Below are 24,362 nucleotides of genomic sequence, written 5' to 3' on the forward strand. Positions count from 1 at the left end.
TTTTATCCTTTATTAAACACCTCATGTCTCTACCAAACAAACTCCGCCGCCTAACGTATTTCACGCAGTCTAGTCGATTTTTTAAACTTGTCCGCCCTGCAACGGCTGTCACGGGCTGGTTGTTGTTACATTAATCCTGCAAAATAGTCGTTTGCCGTGCCCGGCAAATTTTGTTTTTTAATTGATAGCGTCTACGGCTGCTCAGCAGGCGGACTGTCGCTAAAACGCCAACTGTTTACCGAATGCTAGAGACCCATTACCCGCTGATTGTCCGCCCGCGCTTTATCCTCAATGCCCGTAAATGGTGGCGCTTGTGCCATGTTTATCTGGCACTGAGTCTGGGGTTGATATTTGCGCTGATTGGGCTGACCGGCAGTTTGAGTATTTACCGGGAAGAATTAGATAGCTTATTCAACCCGCAATTGCACGTCGATGTCCCCCAAACCCCTGCCTTGTCTCCCGACAAAATCGTCGCTGCGGTGCGCGCAGCCAATCCAGATCGGCACGGTGCCTGGACCCTGGAAATGCCGCGTGCGCCGGACGGCATGATCACCGCCTGGTTTGAAAAGCCTAAGGAAAGTGTGGACGCTTTTTATGCGCCGTTGATGGTCTCGGTCAACCCTTACACCGGCCAGATTGTCGACAGCCGGCTATGGGGGCAGACGCTAACGACCTGGCTGTTGGATTTACACACCCAACTACAATTGGACGGTTTTGGCCGGAATGCACTGGCGGTTTTGGGCGGTTTATTAATGTTGTCGGTATTCAGCGGCTTGTACTTGTGGTGGCCAGGCTGGCGAGCATTGCCCCGCTCCTTTTCGGTACGTCAAAACGCTGGTTTGATGCGGCTGTTGTTTGATTTACACCGCCTACTGGGAGTAGCAAGTGCGGGATTTTTAATCTTGCTGGCCTTTACCGGTTTTCATCTGGCTTATCCTACCCTGCTGGAAAACCTGACCGCCGCGTCCGGCATGGGACATGGTGACGCCGGACCCAATGTGCGCAGCAGTGCCATACCCAATGACCGGCCGACCAGTCTGTCGGAAGCAATCTTAGTGGCGCGCGGCCCGTTTCCCAGTTCGGAAGTCCGGCGGATTACCACACCGGTTGGCGAGTTGGGGACGTATCGGATCAATTTACGACAACTCAACGAGATCAATCAACACCATCCGTTCACTACGGTCTGGGTGGACCGCTGGAGCGGGCAAATTCGCGATGTGCAAAACCCCAACAAATTCTCGGCCGGGCAAACATTTACTACCTGGCTTTGGCCACTCCATACCGGCGAAGCCTTTGGCGAAAGCGGCCGTTTGCTGTGGTTTTTTGTGGGATTGACGCCGACATGCCTGTTTTTAAGCGGATTAATACATTGGTTGTACCGGCATGGCTTTGTTGCGGATCGAGAAGTAGACCTAGCACGGGCCACTGGCGCGGCAACCACTGCTTGCATAGCGGCATTAAGACGCGTGGCCCAGGCAATTATTAGGTTTGTGATCCCTGCTGCAAACAGCTTTTTGCAAAAGATGTACGGCCGAATCAGGCAGATAAAAAGACTAAAGTAGTTGTGTAGGGCTTGTCTCTGAGACACTTCTTAACGAAACAGCACTTTTGCTAATTCCTGAGTTTTTAGATATTGAGTTTGCAGGTCGGCAAATATTTCAGCCTGACAAGCCGGGCTGATGGCCAGTTTCTCGAACGCCGAGACCGGCCACATCTCTTTATTGTCGAACACACTACCTACCATTTGCGTCGCAGCGCCGACTAAAGCCGCCTGCCGCCAATAGCTACCTTGATAACCCGGGTTACGATGGTACCGAATAATCGCCACCAACGCTTCGGGTATTCCCCAGGAGAGAGTCAGATGCGCCCCTACTTCGCAATAATCGGTATGCAGCAATTTACGTAGGGCTTGATTCAAATCCAATTCGGGATTGGCTTGCTTAAAACGCAGGGCCTGGTGAGTTTCTTCGGGCATGATGTCGGCCATGCACAGCAAGCCGATGTTGTGCAGTATGCCGCCGGTGTGCACAGTTTGCGCCAATTGCTCCTGGCCTCGCTCCGCCGCAAGCTCGTCGGCCAGCGCACGGGCAGCGTGCGCCACCAGCATGGTACTGATCCAATAGCGTTTAATATCGAAACTTCGGCAATCCCTGACATTAAACGGCTTCATCACCGACAAACCTATACCGACGCCCCGGACAATATTCAAACCCAGTTTCAAACAGGTTCTTTCCAATGACGTCACCGGTTCGCTGGAGTTGTTAAACCAGGCCGAATTGGCCAAGGCAATCAATCGGGACGAGATAGTCGCATGCCCCGCCAGAATCTTGGCTAACCGGGCATAATCCAGATTGTCGTCGGACAAGGCTTTAACGACTTGATGAACATCATGCGGCAAAGAAGGTAGCCGCTTAATATCTGCAAACCGTTCCGGCAATTCAAGATCAGTCATAATCGTTTACTTGTCTGTCGTTAGGGGGCTTATTTCGCCCGAATAAATTCCAGCCGGAAATCTTTGTCAAACATGGCCGGCACTTCGGCGGCGGTCAGAGGTTGGCTAAACAAATAGCCTTGCACCACTTGGCAGCCCAAACCGCTCATCACCATGGCTTGCTCTATCGTCTCGACGCCTTCCGCCACCAGCGAGAAATTCATCGCGTTAGCCATGCCTATAATCGTACCGAGCAGGATCGGGGTTTGCGGATTGAACAACACATCCTGAACAAAGGTGCGGTCGATTTTCAGGCAATCCACCGGCAACTGCTTCAGCGACGCCAGCGACGAAAAGCCGGTACCGAAATCGTCTATCGCGATTTTCACCCCTATCCCCTTGAGTTTTTTAAAAATCTCCAGGTCTGCGGCAGTTTGCATGGCACTTTCCGTGACTTCGATTTGCAAATAGTGAGCCGGCAATTGCGTATGTTTGAGGATTTCCCGCAACGTAAACGGGAATTGCGGATCGCGGAAATGACTTGCCGAGACGTTGACAGCCGTAGTGAGTAACGGCAACCCTTGTTTTTGCCAAGCGATTAATTGCTCGCAAGCCTGTTGAATAGCCCAGTCGCTAATTTTACCGATCAAACCCAAGGCCTCGGCCAAAGGAATAAATTCGCTGGGCCCCAGCAAACCGCGCAGCGGATGTCGCCAGCGCACCAAGGCTTCGATACCTATCATTCGCCCATCCAACATACTTACCTGGGGCTGGTAATACAATTGCAACTGCTGATGCTCCAGCGCATCCCGCAAAGTTTGCTCGTCTTGCATCCGCTTAATTGCCAGCCCCGTCATCTCCGGCCGATAGTAAGCGTAGCGCTGTTTGCCGGCACTTTTTGCTGAGTACATGGCGGTGTCGGCGGCTTTCATCAGGTCGTGCTCGTTCTCGCCATCTTTTGGATAAATAGCAATACCGATACTGACACGGGGCTTTAAATGGTGGGTGTCCAGAATTAAAGGCCGGTTGATTTCCTGCAAACAACGTTCGGCAATTTCCATGGCCTGAAATTCGTCAGTAATGCTGCTGGCGATAATACAAAATTCGTCGCCGCCCAATCGCGCGGCAAAATCCTCTTCGCGCACCACGCTTTGAATGCGTTGGGCTATGGCCTTCAGGAACTGATCGCCGATGTTGTGCCCAAAGCTGTCGTTGACATACTTAAACTCGTCCAGATCCAGGAATAAAAACGCAAACTCCAGCTTGCCGCGCGCCGAGACTTTGATGGTCTGTTGAATACGTTTGTGATAATGCACACGGCTGGCCAGACCGGTCAACTCATCGAAATACGCCAACTGGTGGATAATTTGTTCCGATTGCTTTTGCTTGGAAATATCCTGAACCGTCCCGGTGACAAAACTGTGCTGTCCGCTGCTGATCATGGCCGTATCCTGACGGACGCTGATTGGGTTTTCGAGATCCGGCCGCAACCGGTACTCCACATACTCTACCTGTTCGCCCTGGGCAGCGGCCTCTATCAAGGTCTGCACTATTTTGCGGTCCGCGGCCTCGATTAAATTTAAATAGTTGCTGAGCTCTCCCCGAAAATAGTCGGCCGGCATTTGGCACATTTCCGCTAGAAACGGCGAGATTTCGAATTTATCTTGCTTCGGATCCCAGGTCCAGTAACCCAAACCGGCGATGCGTTGCGCGGCGGAAAGTTGCTGCTTACTGTTGCGTAATTCCGCGGTGTCATGGCTGGAGCGCAGTAAAAAACGGATGTGATGGATTAACACCACATGGTTAAGCGGTTTGATAATAAAGTCGGTAGCGCCCACCTTAAATGCCCGATTTATCGATTCGATGTCTTCCAATCCGGTAGACATAATGATGGGGACATCGGTCATGGCGGGGTTGGCCGACATGCGCCGGCAGGTTTCAAAACCGTCGATACCGGGCATAATCGCGTCCACTATGACCAGATCCGGAATAGCCGTCTCCAACAACAGTAGTGCCGCTTCTCCACTCTCGGCCTCTACAACCTCAAATCCCGAGGCTTTTAACTGCTCGCCGGTAATCAATCTGAAGTTTGGATCGTCGTCTATCAGTAAAATTCGCTTGGCTTCCAGCGACAGGTCGGCTACTCGCTTATCAATCCTGGCTTGCGGCACATCGGGCTGCGCTGTGCTGGCATTGGCAATAGCGCGCAACTCGGCTAAAGCCGCCGGCAATTGCGCCTCGAATTCCGCCAGCAGTGCCGGAATTGCTGCAAGATCTGCTTGGCGGCCGACAGCTTCCAGTAATCGGCAGGTTTTGGACAAGTCCCTGGCACCCAGATTGGCGCTGGACGATTTGAGGGCGTGAGCCATATCGCCTAACAAATCCGCCTGCCCATCGATAGCGGCTTGTCTAAGTTTTTCGGCTGTTTCCGGCGCGGTTTGCAGATAGTGTGCTATGGCTTTGTTTAATAAACTTACCCCATTCGCATCGTAAATATCCCGAAGCTGAGCCAGATCGGCCTGGCAAATCGGGCCGGGGGTGCAGTTGTCTGACATTACTGCGTCTTGATATTCCAGCGGCGCCCGCTCCAGTACATTATCCGCGGCGTTTGGCAGCCAATTTAGCAACAGCTGGCGCAGTTGTTCCTTGCTGAACGGTTTACTTAAATAGCCGTCCATTCCGACCATTTCACATTGATCGTGTATGCCTTTTTGCACATCGGCGGTTAAAGCAATAATGGGAACTCTGGTCGAGGCCGTGGCTTGCTCATGCTCGCGAATTTTGGTCGTTGCCGAAAAGCCGTCCATAACCGGCATATGACAATCCATCAAAATCAAGTCATACCGACGCCGGCAGGCTGCTTGCAGCGCTTCCTGACCGTCTGCTACCACCTCCGCGGTGCAGCCCATGCTTTCCAAAAAGCTTTTCACCACTTCCTGATTGACCAAGTTATCTTCAGCCACCAAAATGCGTCCTGAAAATCTAATTTGCTCCGGCGTAACGGCGGAAGGCACCATTTGCTCCACGGGTGCGAACGTGGCGATTTCCAGCAAGCAATTCAGCAGGCGTTGTTGGAAAACCGGTTTGTTCAAATAAAAGCTGATGCCGTATTCGTGGGTCAGGCCGGTTTTAATGCTGACATTTTCAGAGCTGAGCATGATCAACGGCAGTTTGGGAATACGCTGGTCACGTTGAATGGCCTTAGCGAGCGTCAAGCCGTCCATGACCGGCAAATGCCAATCCAGCAGAGCTACTTGAAACGGATTATTTAAAGTAGCCGCCTCGACCAATAGCTTCAGCGCCCTGGGGCCGCTATCGACGGTCGTGACATGGGCGCCCCATAGCGAAACTTGATCGTGGAGTATGTCGCGGTTTATCGCATTGTCATCCACTACCAGGATGTGCAGACCTTCCAAAGCACTGGTATCGGCACGTTCGATGTTGGTCTGGATGCCCAACCCCAATTCTAAGTCAAAGTAAAACCGGGAACCTCGGCCGATATTGCTTTCCAGCCCCAGACTACCGCCCATTAATTCGACTAATTGCTTGGAAATGGTCAAACCTAAACCGGTACCGCCATAGCGCCGGGTTATGCTGCCGTCGGACTGCGTGAAACTATCGAAAATTTCCGCCTGGCGCTCCGCGGCAACCCCTATGCCGGTATCGATGACTTCGAATAATAATCTGACTTTATCGCGCGCCGCATTTTCCGGAAAACTCACCTTAAGCTGCACATCGCCTTCTTCGGTGAACTTGATGGCATTGCTCAGCAGGTTAACCAGCACTTGCCGTAATCGTTCCGCATCGCCTTGCACAATAAAGTGCATTTGGTGCGGAAGATTCAATATCAATTCCAGGCCTTTACGGTGGGCTTGCTCCGCCATCATTTCCACGGTGTCTTCCAATAAGCGGCGTAGATCGAATTCCTGAACGATCAACTGTAATTTGCCGGCTTCGATTTTGGAAAAATCGAGAATATTATTAATGATGCTTAATAGCGAATTGGCGGAACGGTAGGCGGTATCGGCAAATCGGCGTTGCCTGTCGTCCAAACCGGATGACATCAACAACTCGGTCATGCCCAACACGCCGTTCATTGGCGTTCTGATCTCGTGGCTCATGGTTGCCAAAAATTGCGACTTGGCTTTACTGGCTTGTTCGGCTTGTTCTTTAGCGGATAGCGCTTCGGCGATGCTGATACTCAGTTCTTGATTTTTTTCTTCCAATTGCTGGGTACGTTCGACAACCTGTTGCTCCAAAGAATTGCGATGCATGGCCAGTTGGTCGTCTCGGAACTGGATTTCGGCCAGCATGGCATTGTACACATCGGCTAAATCGCCGAATTCGTCGTTGCTGGTCTTGTTAATGCGATGCGAAAAACTCTTCTCATGACCCACCGATTGCATCGCGTCCATCAGTTTAAGTAAGGGCGCCAAAAAAATTTGCTGCAATTTGGTGGTTAAAATACCGATTAAGATCATTGTAAACACCACGATCAAACCCATAGTCGAATAAAACGCTTTTAATATGGCGTAGAAGCCGCTTTGGTCATCCACCAAATGCAATACACCCACCACGTCGCCATCCAGTTCTATCGAACGGACAAAATGCAGATTATTTTCCTCATCGTATTTGAATACGTTTTTTTCGCCAGCCTTACCGACAATATTATTGGTAGGAAACAAGTTCTCATACCAATCAACGAAAACTTCGCCTATAAAACCATATACGCTTTCAGAGCTAGGAATGGATTGCGCATCGTTTAAAAGCGCGGAAGCTTTTTCCGCATCCCAATGACTAACACCGAGTTTTTGCGAGTGATAGTCGGCAAATAACTTGCCTTGCTTATCGTATAATTCGGCATTTAATATGCTGTCGCGGGTTTTCATACTATTCAGCATAGTATTAGCCGACACAGTATCTTCAAAAACTAGTGCCGCTGAAATATTCGATGCAATAATATTGGCAATTAATACCAGCTGCTGCTCGGTATCTTTCTTTTTGGCATAATATTCATTCACAACAATCGCAGTGCTTGCCGAAAATAGCGTCAACACAGCGATCAAAGTCATAATAAATACTAGCTTTATCTTGATAGGCGCATTATTAAACCATTTAAACATGCGATTATCTCTCCTAATTATCGCCGACAATTTTCGCTAAGCGCAGAAGGCTGGAACTAATCGTTAGCCCCGAACTTTTAACCATGGGAAGATTGATATGTAACTGTATTTTTCCATCGGTATTCACCATAGCCACCATGCCTCCCGATCCAATAAAATCAGCTTCTTCACCTATCGTCAACACCGGGAACTGCCTGGTATCTAAAAAAACTTGCGACAAAACACTATTGGATAATTCGCTTAAAAACAGAATATGACATTGACTTAAATTACGTAATTTATCCGAATTAATTATTTTAATCACTCTATCCCCAACCGCTTTACCGCTAATTGAATCGAAAGATTGCAATAATGCATTGTCCCCCACCAAACAAACCTGCAGGTTATTGCCGGAATTGGCAAACGCCTGCTCCGGCCATTGCGTAAAACGGGCAAAATTAAGCGTCAACGCTGCCAATACCGTATATTGCTCAAGCGCCAACGGCGCCGCGCAAGACGCGCTTGAACTAAATAACATTAATGCCAACAGATAAATTTTTATTGCGTTTTGCATATCCGTCGCAACAACAATCCAATTAAATAGAAAATATGCAAAATAGTCTACCTGCCAGCGGCGTTAGAAATTCCAACTGATTTTGCCGTACATACCCCGATCAATAAATGTCGGCAGTATCAAGTTTTCCTGTTGATACTCCAAGTGACTATTAGTTAATAAGTTTTGACCTACCAATGATATTTCCAGATCAGGTTCGGGACGCCAGGCCAAGCGCGCGTCCATAGTCACATAATCGGGTATGTAACTGTTGCCGGAAGCTGTTGCTGCGGCATTGTTGCCGACGTAGCGAAACCAAACATCAAAGTCCAAATCCGGCCGTATATTCACCGCACTGCGTAAATTCATGCGCTGCTGCGGACTGATGCCCACCACCGCCATTGCGGTTTGCGGCACTTCGGTTTTAAGCACGCTGTAATTGGCGTCCCACCGCCACCAGTCCAGCATTTGCCAAACAGTCGAGACTTCGACACCATAAGTCTTGGCTTTTAAATTATTGCTAAACGGCAAAGGCTGGACCAAAACACCGCGAATAGGATCGAAATATACGGCGCCTTGGGAAGCGTCGCGCATGTGCGCGTAATCGTTGTAAAACGCCGTCACGTCCACAGATACGGATTTGATCATGGTGGTGCGATAGCCCACTTCATAGGCAATCACGTCTTCACTGCGCAAGTTTCTATTGCCTTGCAGGGCTAGTTCCACCGGGATAAAAAATGGCGACGACGGCGGCACAACCGCCGTCGTCAAGCGCATATTCGCTTCGCCGCGCGAAGGTGTGCGCACCGCTCTGGATACTCCGGCCCAAAGCCGATGATTCAGAGCCGGTGCCCACATCAGTCTGGCGGTGGGCTGGCCTTCAAAACCGGTGAAATCGTTATGTTCGAACTTGTTGCCCAAGGTCAGCCACAGCGTTTGGTCTATCAATTCCATCTCATCCTGGACGAATGCGCTGAATAACTGATTTTTCCGGTGGGCAGGAGACATGCTGAATATAGTGCTACTTTCAAGGCGATCCGAGGTTAGTTGGTAACCCAGCCCCCAAATCAATTCATGGCTATCAAACAAGCCGAAGCGATGCTGAAAATCCAAGTCAAACGTATCCCGCCCCTCGGACATCCACTCCTCATTGCGTCGATAGTAGTCGTAAAACAACTGTAGGGATATGTCGGACTGGGTGGAAAACGTGTGCTGCCAGCGCCCCATGATATTGCCGCCGTAAGCTTCGGCTTTATCACGGAAAGTTGTACTGTAGGGCGCTAAAATACTGGGCTTAGACAACACTTGATTGAGATGGCTGTGATAAAGATCGCCCTGAAATTTAAGTTCGTCCGCTGACGACAGCTGAGAATCTATGCGAAACCCACCCTGTACTTTGTCCCAATCGTCGCCGGCGCCGTGGCCTTGCGCATTGGTATTTTGATCGCGTTTAAACCCCTTCGCATAAACCCGGCCAGTGGTATCCTCGCCCAGTTTGCCGCCATAGCGAAACGCACCAAACCCCTGCTCCTCAGTACCGCCGCCCGCCGCCACCAGACCGCCTTGTGTTTTCGAGCTGTGCTTGGTGATGATGTTGATCACGCCATTTACCGCGTTCGCACCCCACAGCGTTGCACCAGGCCCTCTAATCACCTCAATCCGCTCGACATCCTCCATCATCACGTCCTGGTTTTCCCAATAGGTGCCGGAAAACATGCGGCTGTAGGTATTGCGACCATCGATCAATACCAGCAACTTGTTGGAGAAACGGGCATTAAAGCCCCGAGAACTGACCGCCCACTTATTCGAATCGATACGCGCCACGTCAAGACCCGGAGCCATACGCAATGCTTCAGGAATGCTGGTTGCTCCAGTGCGTTTGATATCATCGTGAGTAATCACAAATACCGCCGCGGCAGAATCGTTTAAGGCTTGGGCTTTCTTGGAAACTGAAGTGACTTCAACATTCAGCAAATCTTCCACATTTAGCTCAAGTACGTCTTCGGATGCAGCCTGCAAGGCGCAGACATGACCAGTCAACAATAAAAATCCGGCAATATATTTTTTCATAGGGGTTTATCAGCAGCGATTTGAGTAATCCAATGTCTATTAACCTGTCATTCCGGACGGTTAGATTCCGATTCCGGTAAGTGGCTTTGACTATCAACCAGCCTTTAATCAATGGCGACGGAGGTTCTCACAGCTTGGGTAGGCGTATGGAACACAAAGAGAAGCCAATCCAATCTGAATTTTCGGGAACGGCAATATTTGCGGGCCGGGTTAAACATAAAAGTTAGTGTGAAATGACTGTTTCGAGATTCTTTTGAGTTGTGGGCAAGTCTAGTTCAATTATCGAATTCGGACAGATGATGTGTCAGGCGCGGGATGGAGGGACCCTGCTCGGCCAAGCCGGAAAAGTTGCGCCGACTCGGCCGGAGGGAAATGGTGTGGAATCGTTGGTTCAAGCCAGGAAATTAAGTTGCTGCACGCTGCCGGCTTTACCTTGTTCGGTTAAATAGATGCCGCTACTGGCTATTTCTCCCAGCACTTGATTAGCCGTATCTTTCAATTGAAACGGCGTAGTTAAGTGCCCTAAGTAAATCGCGCCGACATTTTTATCGCCCAGCGCCAATAATTGCTGAGACCCGTCATCATGCCGTTGCCAAATTCGCAGTTGTTTGTAGATAGCATCGCCGGCATCGATAAATTGATTGTTATCGTCGTCATAAGCCGCTAAATCCGCAAAGCCGTTGCCGCTGCGCGGACCGAACAATTCAGAACCGTCGTTAATCAGGCCATCCTGGTTTTTGTCCAATGCCAACATACCGCTGCCGGCTTTCAAGCCGGCAATTTGATCCAAACGACCATCGGCATCGATATCGAATTGAAATCGGCTACTGCTCAGTTCCGCGGCTGTGCCGTCGAAATTGATGACCAATGGATCGGTTTTCACCGCATCGCCTGCGCGGATACTCAGATTGGATTCGGTGTAAAAGCTGCGGCTCATGGACAAGGACACCGAAAAACTCAGCGTTTGTCCATCCTTGGTGGTAATACTGCCTTCGGCGCTAAAACGGGTCGTTTCGCTTTCGAAATAAGACTCGGACTTTTGATATACCAGCCCGTAGCCTTCCCGCTCCGGTGCAGAGTCGGCCGGTGCTTGCTGCGGCGCCTGAATAGTCACTGGATCGGCTTGCGCTTTTAGTTGATCCGGTGCGAATAATTCAAAATCCCGGCCGGTAATCTCCTTGACCATGCGTCGAATGATTTGCAGCAACAGATTATCTTTGGAATTAAGTGATGTAACGGTATCCAGGGTTTGCGCTGCGGTTGCAGAAGTTTGCGCTGACTTGCTGAGATCGAGGGTATCTTGAATGGTGTCGTGTGCCGTTTCGGGACGGTGCTTTCGTACTTTATCGGGGTTATCTTCCGGCTTATCGATCCAGACTCGCAGCGATTCGCTGCGTTTGCTAATCTGTTGCGCTTGATATTGGCTTTGCAGGTGGACGGCGGAATTCTGGATAATCATGGCAACCCCCATAGCTCGATTGATTTGAGCTGAATAGCGGCTGACGGCCTGAAATATTAAATATTTAGTTTGTCTTCTATTTTTTGTTTGTAGTTTAGGAAATGGGCGGCCTGTAACTGCTCGTTTCGGTCTGTGCCCAACAGACGACAAGGCACATCTATTTCAGTGATGTGAAACGGATAGTCGTCGTGGTTTTTCCGATAGCCCAGTATGTGGGCGCGGATCGGTTTGAAGCTGTCGGCGTTGGCAACGGAAAACTTTTGTTCGTTACAGTAAATCGCAATAGCACCGCCCTCCTCGGTCGCTATCCGGACTCTCAGATCCATCACACTGGCGCCAAGTTTGACCGGCACAGCGTGACAAGACAGCACCCCCGCTGAATTACGCTGGATTTCATAAAATTTGACACTTAAGCCATCCGGCAATTGCGCGCGCGCCAGCAAGGTTCCCAAAAACACCGAATAGTGGGTGACGACATGTTCCGGGTTGGCATTGCTATGCTGATGGACAAACAGCGCGCCTTTTTCGTCAAGCACGTAAACACCAACGTGTTTGCTGGTAGCATGATAAAAAACCTGAATCACATCAGCCAAATTCTGCGTATATAAAGACGGAATATAGGTTTGATCCAGTACGTAGGCATCAAAAAATACTGCGGAAAATTGCGGATTCGGTTTGGCTAATTCATGTAACAGTTGGTTTTGGGTGTCCAGCCGATAATAACCCAGGCTGCCGTTTCTAAGTTGGAACAAGCCATAACCGGTCTCAGCTGCCACGATATAGCGCTGCAAGCCGTCCCGACCGGAGGCAAAAAACTTTAGCAAATTGCCGAACAAGGCTTCGATACGCAAGATGATGCTTTTGCCGCGCACCGGGTTGTAACATAGAACTTGGAGTCTATCGGCCGACAACGGCGTGGCGCTGTTGTTAAACACATCGACGAGGCAGTTAAAAACCCCCTCTATGCCTATATAGCGCTGCAAACTGGCCTCACCCCAATTGGATACGGATAAGCGCTGGATGCTCTGGATGAAACACTGGCGGCTGTCACCGTAACTTAAAGGGTCCGAGCGTTCGCTCATCACTAATTGTTGATTGTTCGCGTCGATAGCCAAACTTTCGCCGAGATTTATCAGTAACAACGACGACGCGACGCGATTCGGCTCGCCGTAAACCTCCAGATCGTTCTCCCTGCCGGGCAAATAGCGGCTTAGAAACGCATTCAACTCATTAAATAGTTGATATAAATCATTACTGGCTATTTTAAGACTGGAGGTAACCAGTTGCAGATTGAGCGATTTTTTATATAAGCCGTTTACCACCGCCCAGCATAAAACTTCGAGTAAGCTATCGCCGGATTTAATAGCGCTTTCCGGGGAGGCTTTTTGCGACGCAATTCTGTCGTCATATAGACACCAGCGCGTTGGCACATCATCAGCAAGGACTTCGACAACCACCAAAAGATCAGGTTTGGCATGGACAGTGGTTCGGGTGGTTAGCACTTCGATTTTGTCTGGGCGTAAATCCAGGGTTGCCCGCAATTTCCGGCCGATCAATTTCAAGTCTCGGTTTTCGCGCTGCGCCTGATCCAATGGCAAACCGGAAAACTTTAAAATCATCCGCAGGCACTGTTGCAGTTGATCGCGAATCACCACATGCTCAATGCTGGCTTTCTTGATATCCCAAAATTTTTGACTGGCCAAATTGTCCAACAAATCGTCCGGCCATTCCCATTGGTTTGCCACGCTGTGCAGATAATCTTCACGTTGCAGACGTACCCTGTTCTCCGTGAGATTTTCGGACGCGGCCATGATTTTCATGTAAAAACATTCCCGAATCAGATTCAACCGGCGTTTGGACTGTGCCTGGCGCAGATAGGCATCCACTTTGCGGTACATCAGCAAGTATGGATCCAGGCTTTCGACACTGAAATCGCCTTGATACACCGCCTGTTTTAATGTCAGGCACAGCCACTGCGGTTCGGGAAATTCACTGGCGTAACTTTCCATCAGCAGCAGCTTCAACAAGGACTTATGCGGGGACGTCAAAGATTTGTATATATGCCAAAGCGTAGCGCTGACGAATTCCGCCATCGGCATATCTTCTAGGCCACCGAAATCGACAACGTCGGTTTCCGAAATAAACCGGTTCTCCAGCAAATGCGCAACATATTGCTTATAGTATTTTTCCTGTTGCGGCGGCACCAACCACCAGACCGGTACCCGCCCGGCGATGTAAATCGAGGTGCGGTAAAACTCTTCCAACAGCAGATAATGTTGGGTTTCGCCGCTACTCTCTTTAGAGATCGGCGTATTTTCGCCGCGCAAAAACTGCGTGGCATCTACCAGAAAAAAATGCGTCTCGATTTTTAAGGTCGCCGCCCATTTTTCCACTTCCTGAGCTTTTTGCCGCAATTCGTTTAATTCGTCGGCTGCCAAAGTGGATGAATGGCAAAGCCAAATATCAATATCGCTGTTTTTCGAAAACGCCATACTACCGACGCTACCCATTAAAAAAATAGCCTGGATAGGATAGTGTCTTAAGGCTTTGCGCTTGTAGACAAAGCCTTTGGAAAACTGCTTGGCAACATCGGTAGCCTGCTTGTTGGGCGTGTAATCGGGAATACCGGCCGGGCCTTCCAGCGACACGAAACCGGGCAACAAGGGATGGTTTTGATGAAACAGTAAAGGCAGCAGCTTCAAGAAATCCTGCTGGCGCGGCTGTAGAAAACTTTGCACATGTTGCAAACGCAACTGATTGAAGTGCTTGAATCGTTGGGCAACCGCATATAGATCTTTTTTGCTGATCTCTTCGCCCGGCGCGCCTAAATGGATGGGTAGGAATCGATTGGTCAAAATTGCCGCGCCTAAATCAAGTGTGAGGCCAGTATAGAAGAATCAACCCGGCTTGTGAAAATTAAGCTGGACGAAGCGCCCCTTACCGTCATCGAAGCTGGTAAAACGGGTTAAACAGGCGTGCGGCAAATCGATATGAAAACTTTGGGTAACCGGCAGATTGAAGGCTTCCGCGAATATTGCTCTGATCACACCAGCATGGGTAACCACCAGCACTCGCCGCCCGGCCTGGCCGGTCAATAAATTTTCCCAGCCCTGCCGCACGCGGGCGGCGAATGTTTGATAGCTTTCGGCATTGGGCGGGGTGAAATTCACAGGGTCTTTATAAAATTCCGCAAGTGCGTCGGGCCAGCGACTGGAAATTTGCTCGGCGGTTTGGCCTTCCCAAGCGCCGAAATCAATTTCACGCCATGCCGGTTCGATCACCAAGTCCAGTTGCTGTTGTTCACACCAGGCGGCGGCAAAGGAACGGCAACGGCGCAACGGCGAACTGATCACCGCGTCCCACTGCCCTTCCCCGCATTGGCTATACATCTGCCGCCAACCGCGTTCGGTAAGCGGATCGTCTGTGACTCCGCGATAACACGAACCGCCTCGGGCTTCGCCGTGCCGCAGAAAATCGATTATGGTTGACTGATGCATTAGGATGAAATCAAGTGTTCAAGGTGTCCATCAAATCGATCATGAACTCCATTTCTTCGTCCTCGATTTTTTGCCATGCAGTGAAACCAAGAGCATTCAGCACACCGTTACCTTTTTCATCCTTATCCATCTCCAGTAGTATTTTTTGGAAGTCGTCGCGACGACTCTGCAATCTCGGACCTATCATCAGAGAATGGTAGATGACGCTAATTTGACTGCGCACCAATATGCGCAGCTGTTTTTTGATCATACCGGACAGGTTGTCGTATGCCTCAGCGAGAATAATGCCGACATCCGCCTCGCCTTTCAGCAGATGTTTTGCCACCAACACATGATTGTCCGATAACAGCGGGATGATATTGCCGGCATGCAAATCAGCGGGCTCCAACATGATCATCCCCATCAGGCGCACATCCGGATCGTCGGTGAATGCCACACGCGTATTCGGCTTTAAATCCGCCACGTCGTTGATATTGCTATCGGCGTTAACAGCAATGATCGCTTCGTCGGCTTCACCCTGGGCGCGCACCAATGGCAAAAAACCTTTCTCTCTGACCAGCATGGCCGCATCGAAGGGATTGGCGTAAATCAAATCGATCTTATCCTCGGCTATGGCTTGGTGTAGATCGTGATAATGATTGTACATTTCCAAATGGATGGCTTCGGCGCTCTGTTTTTGCAACCAAGTGTTGAAGATATACCAACCCGACAGGCGGTCTGGGGCAAAATCCGGGCTAACTGTAAACATGTAAGACATGAGGCTCCCCAATTAAATAAGTGTCGGATACAGTGCGATGCATTCATCGACTTTGCTGCGCGAGGGTTTGCGGCGCACCGAGGTATAGCCAACCACCTTACCAGCGCGCACATTGGGAATGACCGTCGCTTTTACCCAATAATAACCGCCATCCTTGCGTAAGTTTTTCACAAAGCCTTGCCATTTTTCACCACGTAGTACCGTATCCCATAAGTCTTTAAACGCGGCGGCCGGCATATCCGGATGCCTGAGAATACAATGCGGCGCGCCGAGTAACTCCGCTTCGGTATAGCCCGACATTTCCACAAATGCGCGATTGACGTGGCTGATGATGCCATCCGGCGTGGTGGTGGAAACAATCAACTTGCCATCGGGATACGGCGTTTCAAGCTCGGTGTACAGCACTTTTCTGGATTTGCCATCGCAATAGGTAAGCGTTGCTTCCTGGTACTCGCCAACGATGTCTTCGGGTTTCATATCAACGATCATGATTTACTCCGGGTTGCCGGTTAGGGTTTACAGCATTTCGGAAATACTCTCCGCCGCACGCTTCACGTCAAGGAAGATTAGTCCGAGTTTGGCGTTGGGCTTGGCGAGTACCGTGAGTACGGCTTCGTTGCCGGCATAGGTCATTAACACATAGCCCCTGGCACCTTTGATCAGCACCTGCTCCAAATTGCCGCGATTTAATTCTTGAGCGGTCCTATCGCCCAAGGACAACATCGCCGCACTCATAGCGCCCACCCGATCTTCGTCCATACCGGCTGGCAATACCGACGCCATCATCAAACCGTCGGTGGAAATCACACCGGAGGCTTCTATATCCGCCGAAGTACCGTTCAGCTCGGTTAAAACCGACGTCAGCATGTCTGCTTTCATAATCTAATTCCTCTTAACTAATGGGTGATGTGGCGATGCGTTTAATTGGCAGCATCAGCGGCTTTGGTTAAATAACGGGTGATTAAAGCCCAGGCCAGGGTTACAAACTCCGCCTGGTTAAAATGCGGTACGCCGGTGATCGCCAATACGAAACGGTGTTTACCGACGAACATCGGCCAAAAGCCGATTTGACTGTTACCGAAAGGATCTACTATGGCCCAGGCGTGACTGGATATGCCCATATTGTTTATCAGTAATCCGGAACGGCGTTTATGCACGGTCGCCAGTTCCGCGCTAAGTGCGGACAGTTCTTCGGCTACTTCATGCGGAAAGCCGCTGCAAGCCAGGTAAAAGCCTTGGTCGTCTGCCAATAGCACTTTGCCGCTCTCGGAAATCTTTCCCAACAAATCAGGCAAAATCTCCTCTAGCGCTGAGTGTGGCGCCTGCAAAGGTGTATCCACGCCTTGCACCCAGCCCAGTTTTTGGCAATACAACAGCAATTGCAAGGCCTTGTCCTCGTCATCGATTTCCATCAATGTTTGCAACTGCGCGATATTGAGTGCCGGAGTATGTTCCTGTTGCAGCAAGTGGATTAAAAACCGCCGAGGTTTATCGGTTTCCGGCGACGATATGGCGTAATAAGCACCAGCGGGGGTGGGATAGAGATACAGCCCATTAATCAGATCAAATCTTTCCATCGTGATTAGCCCGCCAAACCAGGATCGAGGGAATATAACAGGGCTTGTACCAACAAAGAGACGTCATTCTTTTCCCGGGCATCCACCGCAAAAACCGGCGGTTTCAAGCCAACTCCCTGCAATTGCACATGGTAGTCTTCTATTGAGGGCGTACTACTCAAATCCATTTGTGTCACCCCAATCGCTACGCTGGTATCGTTGATAAACTTACCGAATGCGTCCAGGAAAAAACGCATGTCCTGAAAAGGGTCCGCGCGCGTGTTGTCCAGCAGTAAAATTAAGCCGATGCCTCCGTTGGTTAAAATATCCCACATGAAATCGAATCGCTCCTGGCCGGGAGTGCCGTACAAGTGAATTTTTTCGCCGCCCGCCAAATTCATCACACCGTAGTCCATAGCCACCGTTGTGGATGCTTTACGGTTTTTTGTCATATCACTGGCGGCCGCATCGGTTTTGACCGGCGGGACATCACTGATGGCATTAATTGCAGTCGTTTTGCCGGCACCTACTGGGCCCGTGAAAATAATTTTGTATTGACTCATCGAGATTCCTTATCGTTTGCTAAGCGCCGCGCAATTTGTTGAGAATTTTGCTTAATAAACCTTCATTTTTAGGCTTCTTGGTTGGTTCCACGGCAATCACCGCATCAACTTGACGTTCGCTCTGTTTCAATATGCCTATGGCATGACACGCACTAATAAACACAAACACATACTGCGGTTTGACATGTAACAGACCAGCGACTTCCAGCGGCGTTCTCGGTGCCTGAACCAACAATGCGGCAATGCGCAAAGCATCCGGCGTGATGACCAGCCGGGTAAAATTCGGCCATCTTTCCAAGTAGACCGGCCGTTGAATATCCAGGCCTATCGGGAAGCGTCCCTTGGATGTCCAGATCGCCAATTTCCAGACAAAAGCGCCCATATCTTGAAACTTGTCTTCGGCGCGCTGAATAGCGGTTGTAGAATCGACTGCCGTCAAAATCATTTTGCCGACGGAGCCTTTACCCAATGGCATCCCGGCAAATGCGCGGGTTTGTTTATCGTCGGCATCTACCCAGATTTCCTGGTTTTCCGGAAAAATCGTCAAAGGTTTCCAAATCGAGCAAAGTTGCAAGACGCGCGACTGCAAATTAGCGGTTTTATAGGCCGACATCACGTAGCCCAAAAAATACTGCCTGGGGTCGTAACAGGCTGTTAACAACTGCACCTCGTCGTCGAAATCGATATCGCTCAGTGTGCCCAAAAACGCGGTGAAGCCGCCTTCGTTCAACTGCATCGCCGATTGATGTTTGCTGGCTTTATGGTGTTCAGCGGAATCACCTGAGTTTGGTGCCTTAGCCTTATTGACATAGACATCCATAGTCATTTTTTTCGGCGTCTCGTCTTTGGGCGGTTCCGGCACATCAGGTATCTTTGGTGCTACCTGCGCAATTTTCGTACGTTCGGTAACAGATTTGCAAGCTTCGGCAACCGCCTTGATTTTGTCGAGCACCGCCGTTATTTGTTCGACATTCACCGGCTTCTTGATGAAATAAGTGTTATCCAGTTGCAGGTTTTGTAACGACAATAAGATGATCGGGCGGCCCGGCGCGGCGGCTTTTCTGGCATCCAAAATATCCCGGGCTTTAGGGTGATCCGCGTCGATCATATCGATGTCGGCTTCGGCATCGTCAACCACGACGGCAACCCCTCGGCATGGCCCCTTCAAATACATTTCCATGGTTTTACAGGTGCGGCTATCCATGCCATGCAGAGCTATTCGAAATGGCGTTTTATTCGGCTTGCTCATGATGCCTGTCCTTCAAAGTAATTTGCCAATTCCCGCCATTCAGCATCTAGGACAATGGCAGAGTCGCTAAAGCGTTGCCGATTGATTTGAAAGCGCTCGCGGTTTTTTGTGGATTTATAAAGCTCTAACAAAGCCAGTTGTAAATCCGGACGATCATGCTGAAGGGTGATGCCGGTTTCCAACACATCCATGGCCTGCTCAAGCTGGCTGTATTCGATAAAGTCATTGGCTAGCGCCAGATAATCATGCTCGGTTTCTGTTTGCTGCTTAGACATGACCAGTTCGCGGCGACCCAACAGACCTTTGCTGAACAAAGAATATCGATTACCTGGCGGCGTCTGCCCGTTTGTTTTGAGCAAATCCAGACATTGCTGAACAGACAGTCGCGCCTGACTAGCTTGTATCATACGGCGACTAATCGAAGCCCCTTTCCCATTCAAAATAATCACTAAATCTAACAGCGCCGCGTAGAGTTGCTCGGACAGGTGCCGGTCGTAACAAATATAAATCCGTCGTAGATGCGCCAGCAGATCTTTCGGGTTTCTACTAATTTTGAAAACTATGGCGGTCAATGCTTGATCGGCATCGGCGTTGGGGCAGCTAAACAAGCTGAGTTCCCGGTCGTGCCAAAAGTCGGTTTCTTGCGGGAACTCGTCAAGCGGTGTTCCAGCAAGCAGTCGGGAAAAGTATTGGGGCATGCCACCCTCCGAATTAATCGATGCTCGAAGGGTAGCAGTTAAAAAGCCAATTTCCAGGATTTAGTGGGGTATTTGTTGTCTTGCTTCACATATTGCCTGACGAACCGCCTCAGGTGCGGTGCCGCCGATATGATTGCGGGCAGCGACCGAACCTTCCAGTTTAAGAATGTCGAAAACGTCAGCTGTAATGGTGGCGGAAAAGCCCTGCAACTCCGTGAGCGCTAATTCTGACAGATCCCGATCCGTTTGTAGTCCCAGGCGCACAGCTTGGCCTACAACTTCGTGGGCATCGCGAAATGGCATACCTTTGCGAACCAAATAATCAGCCAAGTCCGTAGCGGTAGCAAAGCCTCTTTTCGCCGCGTTATACATATTTTCGCGTTTGGCTTGAATGCGCGGCATCATATCGGCAAAGGCCCGCAGACAATTGATTAAGGTGTCGGCGGTATCGAACAAGGGTTCCTTGTCTTCCTGATTATCTTTGTTGTACGCCAAGGGCTGGCTTTTCATCAGCATCAATAAGGACATCAAATGCCCGGTGACCCGGCCGGATTTACCGCGCACCAGTTCTGGTACGTCGGGGTTTTTCTTTTGCGGCATGATCGAGGAGCCGGTGCAAAACGCATCGGGAATGTCGATAAAATTGAATTGCGCGCTGGCCCACAACACCAATTCTTCGGAAAACCGCGACAGATGCATCATGATTAAACTGCCGGCCGCCGCAAACTCAATCGCAAAATCGCGGTCGCTAACCGAATCCAAGGAGTTATTCGACGGCCGGGAAAATCCCAATAGTTCGGCGGTCATAAAACGGTCGATAGGATAACTGGTACCGGCCAATGCTGCGGCGCCCAACGGCATCACATTCAAGCGTTTACAGCAATCTTGCAGACGCTCCTTATCCCGGCACAGCATTTCGAACCACGCCATCAGATGATGGCCGAATGTCACGGGCTGCGCGACTTGCAAATGGGTAAAACCCGGCATGATGGTGTCGGCCTCGCGCTCCGCCACATCCAATAAAGCGATTTGCAGGCGTTGCAACTGCGTCAATATCGTTTCAATTTCGCTGCGCAAATATAAGCGAATGTCAGTTGCGACCTGGTCATTACGCGAACGGCCGGTATGCAGTTTTTTGCCGGCAATGCCGATCAAATCGGTCAAACGCGCTTCGATGTTCATGTGCACATCTTCCTGCTTGATCGACCAGACGAACTCGCCGCGTTCGATCTCGCCGCCGATTTGCATCAATCCGCTGCGAATGTCGGCGAGCTCCTGCTCAGTCAGAATACCTATTTTGCACAGCATGGCCGCGTGCGCCAGAGAGCCTTGAATATCTTGCCGGGCCATGCGCCGGTCAAAATTGACTGAAGCGGTAAATTCTTCGACAAAAGCATCGGTGGCTTCGGCAAAACGGGCGCTGGAAAGTTTTTCGGTGTTAACGGTGGTCATAAGCAATCAAACGGTAAATGCAAAAGAAGCGGGAATTATACCGATGCTGCAGCTATCCACCTTGGGAATTGCACACTCACATGCAAACCACCTAGCTGCTTGGAACGCATGATCTCCAGAGTACCGCCATAAAATACGGCGATGTCACGCACAATCGCCAAGCCTAGCCCATGTCCCTGCACTGCTTCGTCCAGCCGTAAACCCCGCTTACTTAATTGCTGCATATCCTGCAACGAACAACCGGGACCATCGTCTTCGACACGGATGGTAATGCCGTCCTCATGTTCAACTGAGACTACGACCTGCTTATCAGCCCATTTGCAGGCGTTGTCCAGCAAATTACCGGTCAGTTCCAGCATGTCTTCCCGATCAAAATTGATTAGTTGATCGGGGGCATTTACTTTGATCGTTAGATTTTTCTCAGCATAAACGTTTTGCAAAAGCATGACTAAGGCCGTGAGTTCTTGCTGCGAATTAAACACACTGGCAGTTTGCAGATTACCGGAGATACGGGCGCGTTTTAATTCTCGCTCGATGCGCTCATGTATCGCTTGAGTTTGCTGTTGCAACTGATTGCGCAGCTCCGGATGATCATCCAGTTGCGAATTTTCAGCCAAGCGAAACAGCATCGCCAAAGGCGTTTTTAACGCGTGAGCCAAATTGCCAATCGCCGTGCGCGATTGATGCAAGCGCCTCTCAACCAGCACTAGCAAGCGATTGACTTCCGCAACCAAAGGTTTGATTTCCGCCGGCACTCTGGCTTGGATCTGTGACTGACGGCCATAGGCAATCTCCGCCAATTCATCCCGCGCGGCCTGCAACGGTTTCAGCGATCTGCGCACATCGTTACTTTGGAGGGCGATTGCAGTCAGCAGTACCATGGCCGTCAGTACCAGATAGGCGAGCCGGATATGATCTATATCGTGACCAATATCGCTCAAATCCTCGGCAATACTAATCGTGATTGCATGACCAAACCGCTCGAAACCTCGACTCAAGACCAGCAAAGGTTGATGATGCGGCCCATCGGGAAAATGGAATTGCCTGGCGGTATTGACAGGCTCCGTGGCGAAAGGCAAAACCCCATCTTGCAGCGATTTTGAATAATAGGCTTTTCCGTCAATCTGGATCACGAAATAGTGGCCGGAATACGCCTGACCGTAAACGGTGCCTGCATGCGAGCTATCGAAGATCAGTTCGCCTTCGGCATTGCGTTTCAATGTATCGAGCAACGAGTCGCCATCGTGTTGCAAGCGGGTCAGCATTTGTTTTTCCGCCACGGAGCGAATCACCCAATCTGCTGCCAACCAGTGTCCGGCAAACACCATACTCAGGATAATGATCAAGCCGCGGTTGAGACGCTGGCGTAATGAAATCACGGCTTCTCACCGAAGATATAGCCTTGCCCACGCCGAGTAGCGATCAAATCCTTACCCAATTTACGCCGTAACCGATTGATATACACTTCGATAACGTTGCTGGCGGGGTCGCCATCGCTTTCGTACACGTGCTCAAGTAAATGGCTTTTGGTGAGCAGCTTACCGGGATGCAGCATGAAATAGCGCAGCAAACGAAACTCGATTGCCGTCAACTCGGCATGCTCAGCGCCATCCACACTGACCGTTTGTCTGTCTTCGTCCAAGGTCACACCGCAACCACACAGTTGCGGCTGCATCATCCCGTGCATGCGCTTTAACAAGGCTTGGATGCGTGCCTGTAACTCCTCGATATGAAACGGTTTGCCTAAATAGTCGTCAGCACCCACTTTAAAGCCGTCGACTTTTTCATGCCAGGCATCCCTCGCAGTCAGCACAATGACCGGCACATGATTGCCCGCCTGCCGCCAACGTCGCAGTACTTCTAGTCCGGGCATTTTCGGCAAGCCTAAATCCAGGATGACGATATCGTAGGATTCAGTCATGCCTAAAAACTCGCCGCTTTCGCCATCCATGGCCAAATCGACCGCAAACCCGGCTCTTTCCAGGTCGGCTTTTAAGGATCGGGACAGGCCTGGATCATCTTCTACCAGCAATAGTCGCATAGTTGAGTCATAACAAAGGTTGGTATCAAAGAGTTACTCGGAGAAAACTATTTTAACCCCGAACTTTTAAGATTGGATTTATCTCGGTTTCTTACACTAGCTATATCCGCAACTAAGCATGCCGAGGTAAACAACATGAATAACGAAAACACCGTAGCGGTCTGGGACATTTTTATCCGTATTTTTCACTGGTCGTTGGTAATTGCCTTTACTGTCGCCTATTTCACCAGCGAAGAAGAAAACGCTTGGCATATTTACGCCGGCTACACGGTTTTGGGTCTGATTATCTTCCGCATTCTGTGGGGAATAATCGGCAGCCGCCATGCCCGCTTTAGCGATTTTGTCCGTTCTCCCGGGAATGTTTACCGCTATATACGCGAACTGCGCGCAGGTTCCGCGAAACATTATGTCGGCCACAATCCTTTGGGCGGCTGGATGGTCATGGCATTGCTCTCTACGCTGCTGGTTGTGACTGTCAGCGGCTTAAAAGTATATGCGATAGAAGAAGGCCGCGGTCCTCTGGCTGGTGATCCCGCGACGATAACTTTGATCAGCGCTGCCCATGCGGAAGACGACGACGACGACGATGGAAAAGCAGAGATGGAAAGCCAAGATGAAGAATTTTGGGAGGAAATTCATGAAGGTGCAACGAACTTTATGCTGGTATTGATTGCCCTGCATATAGCCGGTGTCATTATCTCCAGCAGATTCCACCGAGAGAGCCTAGTTAAAGCTATGCTCACCGGAAAAAAGTCAAAGGAATGACAATAGAAACGTGATAATTGACGCAGTTTTAATTTTAAATTCATTTTCCGCTGTTATAAATTCCCGACTTTAAGTTGCCTGACAGTCTGAAATCTGCTTTCCGAATTAGGCAACTCACTACATGCCTTGCGGCAAAACTACTTACAGCTTCAAATTCGGGCAGGCTTTA

At 50.1% G+C, this 24,362-nt stretch carries 19 protein-coding genes; 2 read left to right on the top strand and 17 right to left on the bottom strand.

Translation table 11 applies throughout. The features are described from left to right. Positions 1-242: 242 nt before the first annotated feature. The gene (locus G006_RS0104280; RefSeq protein WP_020481930.1) at positions 243-1,562 is read left to right on the top strand and encodes a PepSY-associated TM helix domain-containing protein; all 1,320 of its coding nucleotides are present in this window, start codon (positions 243-245) and stop codon (positions 1,560-1,562) included. A gap of 29 nt (positions 1,563-1,591) precedes the next feature. Here the strand turns inward: G006_RS0104280 and G006_RS0104285 are convergent, their stop codons facing one another. The 17 genes from G006_RS0104285 to G006_RS0104365 form a co-directional block, all read right to left on the bottom strand. Further along, positions 1,592-2,452, bottom strand: coding sequence for an HDOD domain-containing protein (locus G006_RS0104285; RefSeq protein ID WP_020481931.1), 861 nt, complete (start codon positions 2,450-2,452; stop codon positions 1,592-1,594). A gap of 29 nt (positions 2,453-2,481) precedes the next feature. Next, positions 2,482-7,503, bottom strand: coding sequence for a response regulator (locus G006_RS0104290; RefSeq protein WP_235048823.1), 5,022 nt, complete (start codon positions 7,501-7,503; stop codon positions 2,482-2,484). A 64-nt stretch (positions 7,504-7,567) separates the two neighbouring features. Next, on the bottom strand, positions 7,568-8,107 hold the full coding sequence (locus tag G006_RS0104295) for a YfiR family protein (RefSeq protein WP_020481933.1): 540 nt from the start codon (positions 8,105-8,107) through the stop codon (positions 7,568-7,570). Positions 8,108-8,170: 63 nt separating this feature from the next. Next, entirely contained in the window at positions 8,171-10,156 is a 1,986-nt protein-coding gene (locus G006_RS0104300) for a TonB-dependent receptor plug domain-containing protein (RefSeq protein WP_020481934.1), read from the bottom strand. Positions 10,157-10,547: 391 nt separating this feature from the next. Next, positions 10,548-11,615 (bottom strand): hypothetical protein, encoded by a 1,068-nt coding sequence (locus tag G006_RS0104305; RefSeq protein ID WP_026146834.1) that lies wholly within the window; start codon positions 11,613-11,615, stop codon positions 10,548-10,550. Between the two features lie 56 nt (positions 11,616-11,671). Then, on the bottom strand, positions 11,672-14,470 hold the full coding sequence (locus G006_RS0104310; RefSeq protein ID WP_020481936.1) for a class I adenylate cyclase: 2,799 nt from the start codon (positions 14,468-14,470) through the stop codon (positions 11,672-11,674). A 42-nt stretch (positions 14,471-14,512) separates the two neighbouring features. Further along, entirely contained in the window at positions 14,513-15,112 is a 600-nt protein-coding gene (locus G006_RS0104315) for a histidine phosphatase family protein (protein WP_020481937.1), read from the bottom strand. 10 nt (positions 15,113-15,122) lie between these two features. Beyond that, the gene (locus tag G006_RS0104320) at positions 15,123-15,869 is read right to left on the bottom strand and encodes a phosphate/phosphite/phosphonate ABC transporter substrate-binding protein (RefSeq protein WP_026146835.1); all 747 of its coding nucleotides are present in this window, start codon (positions 15,867-15,869) and stop codon (positions 15,123-15,125) included. A gap of 12 nt (positions 15,870-15,881) precedes the next feature. Then, positions 15,882-16,358 carry a PAS domain-containing protein gene (locus G006_RS0104325; RefSeq protein ID WP_020481939.1) on the bottom strand — a complete coding sequence of 159 codons (477 nt, stop codon included), beginning with the start codon at positions 16,356-16,358 and terminating at the stop codon, positions 15,882-15,884. 27 nt (positions 16,359-16,385) lie between these two features. Continuing rightward, positions 16,386-16,748 (bottom strand): roadblock/LC7 domain-containing protein, encoded by a 363-nt coding sequence (locus G006_RS0104330; protein WP_020481940.1) that lies wholly within the window; start codon positions 16,746-16,748, stop codon positions 16,386-16,388. Between the two features lie 41 nt (positions 16,749-16,789). Next, positions 16,790-17,446, bottom strand: coding sequence for a hypothetical protein (locus G006_RS0104335; protein ID WP_020481941.1), 657 nt, complete (start codon positions 17,444-17,446; stop codon positions 16,790-16,792). A gap of 5 nt (positions 17,447-17,451) precedes the next feature. Then, a complete protein-coding gene (locus G006_RS0104340) occupies positions 17,452-17,988 on the bottom strand; it encodes a GTP-binding protein (RefSeq protein WP_020481942.1) in 537 nt (178 codons plus the stop codon). 19 nt (positions 17,989-18,007) lie between these two features. After that, positions 18,008-19,237 (bottom strand): hypothetical protein, encoded by a 1,230-nt coding sequence (locus G006_RS0104345; protein WP_020481943.1) that lies wholly within the window; start codon positions 19,235-19,237, stop codon positions 18,008-18,010. Next, positions 19,234-19,935 (bottom strand): type IV pilus assembly protein FimV, encoded by a 702-nt coding sequence (locus G006_RS0104350; RefSeq protein WP_020481944.1) that lies wholly within the window; start codon positions 19,933-19,935, stop codon positions 19,234-19,236. Before G006_RS0104350 ends, G006_RS0104345 begins: the two co-directional genes overlap by 4 nt. A 60-nt stretch (positions 19,936-19,995) precedes the next feature. Continuing rightward, entirely contained in the window at positions 19,996-21,387 is a 1,392-nt protein-coding gene (gene argH / locus G006_RS0104355) for an argininosuccinate lyase (protein ID WP_020481945.1), read from the bottom strand. A gap of 35 nt (positions 21,388-21,422) precedes the next feature. After that, positions 21,423-22,766, bottom strand: coding sequence for a sensor histidine kinase (locus G006_RS0104360; RefSeq protein WP_020481946.1), 1,344 nt, complete (start codon positions 22,764-22,766; stop codon positions 21,423-21,425). Beyond that, positions 22,763-23,428 carry a response regulator transcription factor gene (locus tag G006_RS0104365; RefSeq protein ID WP_020481947.1) on the bottom strand — a complete coding sequence of 222 codons (666 nt, stop codon included), beginning with the start codon at positions 23,426-23,428 and terminating at the stop codon, positions 22,763-22,765. The genes G006_RS0104360 and G006_RS0104365 overlap by 4 nt, the downstream gene beginning before the upstream one ends. A gap of 135 nt (positions 23,429-23,563) precedes the next feature. Here G006_RS0104365 and G006_RS0104370 point away from each other — a divergent pair, with 135 nt between their 5' ends. Then, entirely contained in the window at positions 23,564-24,193 is a 630-nt protein-coding gene (locus G006_RS0104370) for a cytochrome b/b6 domain-containing protein (protein WP_020481948.1), read from the top strand. Positions 24,194-24,362 lie beyond the last annotated feature (169 nt).

This window comes from Methylomonas sp. MK1, assembly GCF_000365425.1.
GTDB lineage: Bacteria > Pseudomonadota > Gammaproteobacteria > Methylococcales > Methylomonadaceae > Methylomonas.